Source organism: Priestia sp. LL-8 (assembly GCF_036227845.1).
Classification (GTDB): Bacteria; Bacillota; Bacilli; order Bacillales; family Bacillaceae_H; genus Priestia; species Priestia zanthoxyli.
This window is the reverse complement of record NZ_JAZAQH010000002.1, coordinates 146,462-156,259: the sequence shown is the minus strand read 5'-3', so window position 1 is coordinate 156,259 and position 9,798 is coordinate 146,462. Positions and strand designations below refer to the sequence as shown.

Here is a 9,798-nt window from a genome sequence, read left to right as displayed (position 1 = left end):
CAAAGTTCATGATCCATTGCATAAAACCCAAGCAGTAATTTACAACACACTAAGTTATGTGGATTGTATAAATTTAGCCAGCCTTGTAACATGTCCGACCTTGATAGGTATTGGTTTAAAGGATGAAGTCTGTCCTCCTTCTAGTGGATTTGCATTGTATCATCAGTTAAAGGGAGAGAAGAAAATTCAGGTTTATCATGAATTTTCTCACGAATTGCCCCCCATCCATGAAGAAGAAAAATTAAAGTTTCTCAATTCTAAAAGAAGCTGGTAGACAAAGATCTAAAACAATAACCAGCAGAGGAGTCATTTTATGAAAATTGCTTACTTACCAATTGATGAACGGCCTTGTAACATTGATTATATACAAATGATTGCTCGTTCATCAGCTGAGATAGAATTACTAATTCCTGATAAAAGTATGTTAGGAGAAAAGAAGAAAGCAGCTGATACAAATCGGATATGGGATTGGCTATTTGCAGCAGGAAAATCCGTCGATGCTTTTATTATTAGTATCGATATGATGATATATGGTGGACTATTACCTTCTCGGTTGCACTACTTAACAAAAGATGCGGGAGCAACATGTATTGAACGCTTGCGTATACTACATAAAACGTACCCTGATACTCCTATATATGCTTCTAACTTAATTATGCGCACACCAAAGTACAGTTCAAGTGACGAGGAGCCTGACTATTATGAGGAATGGGGACATAAACTATTTCTGAATGCTTATTTACAAGACAAAAAGGCTCGTGAAAAGCTTTCTCAATCCGAAGAACACGAACTAAAAGCAATCTCAGCTCAGTTACCAAAACAATATATTGAAGATTATGAAACAAGGCGAATTTTTAATTCAATGATAAATGTAAGTATGCTTAATCTTGTACATGAAGGTGTATTGACATTTTTATCTATACCTCAGGATGATAGCTCGGAATTCGGTTATACGGCTATGGATCAAAAGAAAGTAGTAGAAAAACGTGAACAACTTCGACTACATAAGAAGGTTCATATGTATCCTGGGGCAGATGAGGTAGGAGCAACGCTACTAACGCGGGTATACAATGATATAAAGGGAATAACGCCAAAAGTATACCCAATTTGGAGTAGCACTCTTGGTCCAAGTCTCATACCGTTATATGAGGATCGTCCCTACGGAGAAAGTCTTAAAGCTCATATTCTAGCAGCAGGCTGTCAGTTAGTAGCTAGCGCTGATGAAGCCGATATAATTCTTGCATACAATACACCAGGACGTGTTATGCAAGAAGCTTGGGAGCAGGCTAAAAAAGATATTACATATACTAGCTTTCGCAACATGCTAGTATTTGTAGGCGATATAAAAAAACATATTGATTCTGGTAAAAAAGTAATGGTAGCAGATAGTGCATATGCCAATGGTGGAGATCAAGAACTAATTATTCTTTTAGATGAAGAACAAGTTCTTGACAAATTAATTTCGTATAAAGGTTGGAATACAAACTGCAATACCCTTGGAACAACAATTTGTCAAGGGATCATTGGCTTAAAAGGTAAAGTAAGAACTATTCAGGAGAACCTTATTTATCATCTGCTAGATGATTATTTCTATCAAGCAGAAGTTAGAAAAAAGTTAGTTGATAATTTTCTTCCGAAATATAAGCTTAATTATTTTGATTTAAAAAATAGGGGAAAAACTATAAATAGAATCAGGGATGATATGCTTTATAAATCTTATCATGACACTATTATTCATAGCTTTGGAGATATGAATTTAGATAAAGTATCCACGTATGCACCATGGAACCGAATGTTTGAATGTGGTATGAAATTAGAATTTAAAGGATGTACAAAACCAATTCTGTAGATATTTAGAAGATAATTATTCACATAATGTGTTTAAATAAAAAAATAATTTAGTAGTCTATGAATAAGAAAACTATTTTAAAAAGACTATGAGAAATAAAGGGGAAGTGCCATGCTGTACGGGGGAATAGAAGCAGGAGGTACAAAATTTGTATGTGCTGTGGGTAATGAAAATGGACAAATTTTTGAAAGAGTCACATTTCCTACCACTACACCTGAAGAAACAATGGGAAAAGTTATTGAATTCTTTAATCAGTTTAATTTAATGGCCATAGGTGTAGGATCATTTGGTCCTTGTGACGTGAACATTGAAAGCGTTTCCTACGGGCGCATTACTTCAACACCTAAGCTCAGTTGGAAAGGTTATCCCATCCTAAAGAAACTCGAAGAGTCATTTAATATACCAATAGGATTTAGTACAGATGTGAATGCTGCAGCTTTAGGAGAAGTAACATTTGGAGCTGCAAAAGGTCTTAATAGTTGTTTATATATTACAGTAGGAACAGGAATAGGCGCAGGAGCTGTGTTGGAAGGGAAACTTCTCCAAGGACTTTCCCATCCAGAGATGGGGCACGTTACTGTTAGGCGTCATTTAAATGATACTTATCCAGGGAAATGTCCTTATCACAATGATTGTCTCGAGGGACTTGCTGCGGGACCTGCTATTGAAGAAAGGTGGGGGAAACCAGGGGTTGAATTAGTAAATAATTCAGAAGTATGGGAGATGGAAGCTTATTATCTTGCACAAGCTTTAGTTCACTATATTCTTATTTTGTCACCTAAGAAAATTATTTTAGGTGGAGGGGTGATGAAGCAGAAACAGTTGTTTCCTCTTATTTATAGAAATGTAAAGAAGATGTTAAATAAATACATTGAACTCCCTGAATTATCTAATGAAATAGAAAAATATATTGTTTCTCCAGGGTTGGGAGAGCTTGCGGGAATTACAGGGGCGTTAATTCTAGGGAAAGAAGCTTACGAGACACAACCGGAAAAACAAAAATAAAAGAACATAGGGGGATATTATAAAGGTGCAGCCATTATTTCTAGAGCCAATTTTTCAAGAGAAAATTTGGGGAGGCAAGGGACTAGAAGATAAATTTGCGTACAAAATTCCTCATAATAGAACAGGTGAATGCTGGGCAATTTCAGCACATGTAAATGGACCGTCTACTGTTGAAAATGGACCGTTCTCTGGAAAGACTTTAAATGAAATTTGGAGTAGTCATCCAGAAGTTTTTGGTCACTACGGAGGGGCTACGTTTCCACTTTTAACAAAAATTTTAGATGCCAATCAAGATCTGTCTGTACAAGTACATCCTGATAACGTCTATGCAAATTTATATGAAAATGGGGCGTTAGGTAAAACAGAATGTTGGTACATCATAGACTGTAAGAAAGGAGCTGAGATAGTATATGGCCACAATGCTGAGACAAAGGAAGAAGTTATTAGAGCAATTGAAAATAGAGATTGGGATAAGTTACTTCGTCGGGTAAAGATAAAACCAGGTGATTTCTTCTATGTACCTAGTGGAACTATTCATGCTCTATGCGAAGGAACAATTGTACTGGAAACTCAACAAAGTTCTGATATTACATACCGTGTTTATGATTATGAACGAAAAGATAAGGATGGAAAAAAACGTGAACTGCATCTTAGAAAAGCAATAGATGTTATAAACATTCCTCATATAGATGCCGATAATAAATTTATTGTAACAAAATATAAAAATTTAATAATTACTACTTTCGTAGAAAATGATTTTTTTTCTGTTCATAAATGGAAAATAGATGGGATAGCATCTTTAACAATGGATAAATCTTTTATGTTATGTAGTGTGATAAACGGAAACGGATCCCTTAGGGGCGAAGAAGGAGAATATTCATTTAATAAAGGTAGCCATTTTATCCTTCCTGCAAAAACAAGAAATTTTGAGATAAGTGGAAACTGTGAATTGATTGTTTCACATTTATAGACTAATAAGTTGATTTATATTGCAAATTTAATAAAGTACTAGGAGTAAATTTAACTCCATATATATTAACAGTAAATAAGTAAAAATATTAAAAGGGGAGAAGCATCTTAGTGATATAAGATGTTTCTTCATTTTGGGGACAGTTTATTCATTCAATGATAGGTACCACTTGTTGTTTGAGGGCTCGCCTATCCAAGATATATATATAGTAAATATTTTTATAGCGCAATCCTTTATGTAAAAAAGGTTTGCGTTTTTGCGTTCCTATAGTTTCTATGGGGAATTATTCTTTCAAAAACATAGCGAAAGAAGTTAATTCTAAGACTTAAACCTTTTGCTAACTTTCTAGGAAAGACTTTAAATATATTTTATAAATAGTAAATGAAAACATTTTCAACTAAAAAGCTTATTATGTGAAAATGTTTAAGAGTTTCTACAAGGGTATTGAAAACGCTTTTATAGATATTTAATATTTAGCTATAACTAAAGACTTCAATGAAAATTTATTAAGTCATTTAAAAAGTTATTCGATTTCAAGGGGAGGAACATCTTATGAAAAAGGCTTTTGAACAAGCCCAGCAATTTGGAAAATCATTCATGCTTCCTATAGCTGTCCTACCGGCAGCTGGTTTGCTACTGGGTATTGGTGGTGCATTATCTAATCCAAATACAATTACAGCTTATCCATTTTTGAATTTTGCTTGGTTGCAAGCAATTTTTACTATTATGAGCTCTGCTGGGAGTATTGTATTTAGTAATTTGCCAATTATCTTTGCAGTAGGAGTTGCTGTAGGATTAGCTCGTTCTGATAAGGGAACAGCAGGTTTAGCAGCTATGATAGGATACTTTGTAATGAATAGTACAATAAATGCTTTACTAACTATAAATCATGATCTGGCTAAAGAGAATTTAGCAAAGGCAGGACAAGGCTTATTAGTAGGCATTCAATCATTAGAAACTGGCGTATTTGGTGGAATTATAATAGGGGTTACTACCGCCTTTTTACACAATAAATATAATAAAATTCAACTTCCCCAAGTATTAGGTTTCTTTGGTGGTTCTCGCTTTATCCCAATTATTGTTTCTTTTGCATCTATCTTGGTCGGTGTAATCCTTTTCTTAGTATGGCCCTTTATTCAACAATTCATTAATTTACTTGGAGAAGTGGTTACTGGAACAGGTGTAATTGGAACTTTCTTTTATGGATTTATCCTCCGTATGTTGGGGCCTTTAGGCTTACACCATATTTTTTATCTGCCGTTCTGGCAGACTGCTCTAGGTGGAACGTTAGAAATTAAAGGCCATATTATAACAGGAACTCAAAACATTTTCTTTGCTCAATTAGCAGATCCAAGCACAACCAAGTACTATGATGGAGTATCGAGGTTCATGTCTGGAAGATTTATTACTATGATGTTTGGTTTACCAGGGGCTGCATTAGCAATTTATCACTGTGCTAAACCTGAAAATAAGAAGTTAGTAGGAGGATTACTCCTCTCCGCAGCTTTAACTTCTTTCTTAACAGGTATTACAGAGCCTTTAGAGTTTAGTTTCTTATTTGTAGCTCCTATACTATATGTTTTTCATGCTCTATTCGATGGGTTAGCTTTCATGTTATCTCATATTCTAAGCATAACTGTTGGACAGACTTTTTCAGGAGGACTTATAGACTTTATTTTATTCGGTATTCTTCAGGGAATTGATAAAACAAATTGGATTTTTGTTCCCTTAGTCGGAATTCTATGGTTTTTCTTATACTATTTTACTTTTAAATTCTTAATCACTAAGAGAGACCTAAAAGTCCTTGGTCGAGAAGAGAGTAAACAAGAAGTACATCAGGTTAAAGCTACAGAAAGAACTCAAACGATTGTCCAAGGTCTTGGTAATGAGCAAAATATTGTAGTGGTTGATTGTTGTGCAACTCGTCTACGCGTTACTGTAAAGAAAGAGGATTTGATAAAAGAGGAACTAATAAAGCAAACCGGAGCTAAAGGTATTATAAAAAAAGGCAATGGTATTCAAATTGTCTATGGTCCTCAAGTAACTATTATTAAAAATGAAATTGAAGAGTATCTTGGTCTTTAAGTATAAAAAATAAGGAAGTGTTATCAATGAAAAAAGTTTTAGAATGTATTCATGGCGGGTTAATTGTTTCATGTCAGGCTTTAGAAGACGAGCCTTTACACAGTCCGTTTATTATGGGAAGGATGGCTTTAGCAGCTAAAGAAGGTGGAGCTAAAGGAATTCGTGCAAACTCTACAATAGATATTTTAGAAATAAAAAAACAAGTAGATCTTCCTGTGATTGGAATTATCAAACAAGTTTATGGAGGTAACGAAGTATACATTACTCCTACAATGAGTGAAGTTGATTCCCTAGCTAAAACGGGAGTAGAAGTTATTGCTACTGATGCCACTAACAGGTTAAGGCCAGACGGAAAAACATTAAAACAGTTTTATAATGAGATAAGAGAAAACTATCCAGATATTCTACTCATGGCTGATGTTTCAACTGTTGAGGAAGCTGTATATGCAGAAAAACTTGGATTTGATATCGTTGCTCCTACATTGTACGGTTATACAGCCGAGACTATGGGAAAGAAAATCTACCAAGATGATTATGCGTTATTAAAAGAAATAGTAACATGTGTTAAAGATTCGAAAGTAATTGCCGAAGGAAATGTTTTAACACCAGAGATTGCATGCTCTATATTAAATATGGGGGTCCATGCAGTAGTCGTAGGTGGGGCAATTACAAGGCCTCAACAGATAACCAAAAGATTTGTTGAGGCACTTAGGAGTAATTAAAATAAACTTATCTGTGTAAAATAAAAAACGCTTCTTGTTTAGAAGCGTTTTTTATTTTAGTTTAAAAGCATACAGTGGAGTATTTATTGACTTGTTTTATGGTTATATTAAACTATACAAAAGACATATTAAATAATTAGGCATTAGGCTAAAAAGGAGAAAAAATGGAGTACTTAGGAGAAAATTTATTGTATGGTATTGAATGTAATATGGAAATTTTTACTTCAACAGAAAAAGAGTTAGCTAGTTACATTCTGAAATTTCCCGGAGAAATTAGTCATTTATCCATTAATCAAATAGCTAAAAAACTCCATCTTTCACCAGCAACTATTACACGTTTTTGTCAAAAATTATCTTTTTCCGGATTTAATGAATTTAAGCATGAACTAAGAAGGTTTATCGATTTGCAGAATGTACCTGTTGAGGTGAACAATATTCAACAAGTTGATTATTTAGCAAAATTATATCAAGACCATACGACTATACTAAGAAATACATTTCAAATAAACACATATAGAGATATTCAAGAAGTAGTTTCTTTCTTAATCAAAGCAGAACGAATACATGTTTACGGAATTGGAAGCTCAGGTATAGCTGCTCAAGAATTTAAATATAAATTTTTTAGAATAGGATTATATATTGAAGCTATTACCGATCCCCATCATGCCATAATGGATGCTTCTCTCATTAGTAAGAAGAGTATTGTTATTGGTATTTCAATCTCGGGAGAAACGCAAGAGTTAATTAAAACTATAAAAATTGCAAAAAAACAAGGTTCGCCTATAATCATTTTTACAGGAAATAAAGACTCAGAATTAGCAAAGCTAAGTAATGTATGTTTGCTAGTAACTAGTAAAAGCAACATGCATATGGGGCAGAATATCTCCCCTTTATTGCCGTTCCTGTTACTTTTTGATTTGATATACACAGAACTAATAGCTGAAGATTATAAGAAAAGAATTCATTTAAGGGATAAAACTTTGCACGCTTTAGGCAATATAGAATAATTGCCTAAAAAACTTTATAAGAAACAATTAGAAGAGACCTCTACGACTAATTAGTTCTTATCTATTATGAAAAAAGGATAAGACACCTGGACAGTAGCAATTAAGGCGTCTTTTTGTATGGGTTTATTTATATGTAATGCGCCCGATTAAGTGGATGGAGTAAATAAAAAAGAGGGTTACACTATACTTAGAGGGCATTTATGGGTCACTAAGGATAATCTTTTACAATCTCATTTAAGCTAGAAGTGGTAAAAATGTACAATAACCAAGGGTATTTCAAGGATAAAATAGTAAAAAGGATTATTAGATTAAATAAACCCACTCGCTTAAAGAAAAGGTGACTAGGTTTTCGGGCACTCTTAAAATAAAAGCGATAGTGATGTGAAATTCTTTGAAAGATGTATCTCTAAAGATTAGTTTTTTTACAAAATGATTCTTGGTAACAGCAAATAAGTAAGCGCAGCTAATTATTTCAGCTGCGCTTACTTATTTTAAACAAGAGTATCGTTCTCAATTGCTTTTTTTATGATTAATTTGTCCCCTATTGTTTTGATTTCTAGGATGTCGCCACTATGAATGTTTAGATAAATTCTTAGCTTTTTAGGAATGTTTAAGTATTTATCTTTCTTTATCACGCGTGATTGTCCAGTGAAAAAAAGTTTTCCTTCTGTAAGAAATTTATAGCTATGTTTTTTTGCAACGATAGTATCTTGTCCTTTAATAAAGAACTGTAATTGCATATGTTCTTCTAAATTCAAGAATTTCAATACAAAATCAGGAAGTTTTATTCTCCCTGATTTTATTTGAAGTAAAGATAACTCACTTAATTCAGGTTCTATATATCCCTTTAGTAGACCTGGAGATTTATTTTGCTCTCTTTTCTTTTCGAAAATAATGCTCTCGTTAAGGACTTTCGCTTCTATTTCATCATGTAGATCTATATCATGTATTTCACGAAGTATCTTTGGAATTACAATGTAGCCTAAATTATCAATAGTCCTAATTAAGTTCTTATCTTTATTTTCTTCCAAAAGAACCGGTGGGAATTCAACCTGCTTCATGACAATGTAATCTTTATAGTTGAGGAATTGTATTGCAGCAGATGATTGAATATTGGCATGCTCTAGAAGCTGGGAAGGTACCTTTACTCTCCCCATATTATCAATTATTAAGTAATCTTTGGATGATTCTTTCTCTTCCACTAATAAAATCCTTTCAAATGTACTTTTATAGACAAAGGATAAATTTACTTATATTCATTTTATATCTTCATGAGTTTACACTTTACCTAAGCTATTAAATTTGATCTTCATAAGCTAAATAACTGAATAAGACCCTATGAATAACAATTTATGTAAAAAACAGGATAAAAAGTAATAATTTTATCATTATAGCTTATATTACAAATCAATTTGCTTTATAATAGGACAAGTTGTAAAGGAGGAAGATTATAATGAATAATTCAAATCATGACACTACTCTTTCCTATAAATGGCTAGTTTTAGTTGAAGAAGCAATGAATTCTAGCGTTACCAAAGAGGAGTTTAAAGAGTTTTTAAATAGGAAATCCCAGAAATTGAATGATTATAAACAAGACCAAATATGACTAGTGTTGTTTGTGATTAGGGGGTTATTTGTTTTTTGAATAACTTTTTAAGTTCTTCAATAGTTAATCCCAATTCCTTAGCTTCTGTTATAAGTTTAACCCATTCTTGATCTAATTCTTTTTCTATCAATTGTTGTTTACCATCCATGAAAATTACCTCCAGATATTCAGGGAGCTCAGCTGTCATAGCTATTTAACCTTAGACCTGTAGCTTTGCGTCCTAGTTTTTCAACTAGTTTGCCTTTATCATAATATGTAATTTTATAAATATATTACTATATAATGGATTTGAAATCATGTAAAAATAAGGATTATTATTTATTTTTTTAATTCCTTTGACAAAGATTTTCTTGTTTCAACCTCTGAACTAATTAAATTCTCCTTTAAGATAATATATATTTACCCTTACATTAATCCTGCGGTTGGTTCTGTAATAGGTATCCGAAATAAGCCTCTAAAAGGTTTTAATAGTTTCGAATGTCTAACTATTAAAACCTATAATTGTATTAACTAGAAGGAAATCTAATGTACAGTGTATAGATATAATTTCTTTA

Annotated in this window: 10 protein-coding genes and 1 riboswitch; of the genes, 8 read left to right on the top strand and 2 right to left on the bottom strand. The window is 32.9% G+C overall.

What is annotated here, in order from left to right; translation table 11 throughout:
• The 7 genes from U9R83_RS27170 to U9R83_RS27140 all read left to right on the top strand — a co-directional run.
• On the top strand, positions 1 to 274 hold a 274-nt coding region (locus U9R83_RS27170; protein WP_328575558.1), incomplete at its 5' end, for an acetylxylan esterase.
• A 39-nt stretch (positions 275 to 313) separates the two neighbouring features.
• A complete protein-coding gene (locus U9R83_RS27165; protein ID WP_328575557.1) occupies positions 314 to 1,849 on the top strand; it encodes a DUF4127 family protein in 1,536 nt (511 codons plus the stop codon).
• A 111-nt stretch (positions 1,850 to 1,960) separates the two neighbouring features.
• Positions 1,961 to 2,854 (top strand): ROK family protein, encoded by an 894-nt coding sequence (locus tag U9R83_RS27160; protein ID WP_328575556.1) that lies wholly within the window; start codon positions 1,961 to 1,963, stop codon positions 2,852 to 2,854.
• Between the two features lie 19 nt (positions 2,855 to 2,873).
• On the top strand, positions 2,874 to 3,824 hold the full coding sequence (gene manA, locus U9R83_RS27155) for a mannose-6-phosphate isomerase, class I (protein ID WP_328575565.1): 951 nt from the start codon (positions 2,874 to 2,876) through the stop codon (positions 3,822 to 3,824).
• A 552-nt stretch (positions 3,825 to 4,376) separates the two neighbouring features.
• Positions 4,377 to 5,909, top strand: coding sequence for a maltose/glucose-specific PTS transporter subunit IIC (locus U9R83_RS27150; protein ID WP_328575555.1), 1,533 nt, complete (start codon positions 4,377 to 4,379; stop codon positions 5,907 to 5,909).
• A gap of 26 nt (positions 5,910 to 5,935) precedes the next feature.
• The gene (locus U9R83_RS27145) at positions 5,936 to 6,631 is read left to right on the top strand and encodes an N-acetylmannosamine-6-phosphate 2-epimerase (RefSeq protein WP_328575554.1); all 696 of its coding nucleotides are present in this window, start codon (positions 5,936 to 5,938) and stop codon (positions 6,629 to 6,631) included.
• A 164-nt stretch (positions 6,632 to 6,795) separates the two neighbouring features.
• Positions 6,796 to 7,638: a MurR/RpiR family transcriptional regulator gene (locus U9R83_RS27140; RefSeq protein WP_323874056.1), complete on the top strand. Its 843-nt coding sequence runs from the start codon at positions 6,796 to 6,798 to the stop codon at positions 7,636 to 7,638.
• Between the two features lie 491 nt (positions 7,639 to 8,129).
• Here the strand turns inward: U9R83_RS27140 and U9R83_RS27135 are convergent, their stop codons facing one another.
• A complete protein-coding gene (locus tag U9R83_RS27135) occupies positions 8,130 to 8,840 on the bottom strand; it encodes an AbrB/MazE/SpoVT family DNA-binding domain-containing protein (RefSeq protein ID WP_328575553.1) in 711 nt (236 codons plus the stop codon).
• 251 nt (positions 8,841 to 9,091) lie between these two features.
• Between U9R83_RS27135 and U9R83_RS27130 the strand changes: the two genes are divergently transcribed.
• On the top strand, positions 9,092 to 9,244 hold the full coding sequence (locus U9R83_RS27130; protein WP_323874054.1) for an anti-repressor SinI family protein: 153 nt from the start codon (positions 9,092 to 9,094) through the stop codon (positions 9,242 to 9,244).
• Positions 9,245 to 9,260: 16 nt separating this feature from the next.
• Here U9R83_RS27130 and sinI read toward each other — a convergent pair whose 3' ends face one another.
• Positions 9,261 to 9,392: a DNA-binding anti-repressor SinI gene (sinI, locus tag U9R83_RS27125; protein WP_328575552.1), complete on the bottom strand. Its 132-nt coding sequence runs from the start codon at positions 9,390 to 9,392 to the stop codon at positions 9,261 to 9,263.
• Positions 9,393 to 9,411: 19 nt separating this feature from the next.
• Positions 9,412 to 9,496: riboswitch (cyclic di-GMP riboswitch) on the bottom strand.
• Positions 9,497 to 9,798: the final 302 nt, after the last annotated feature.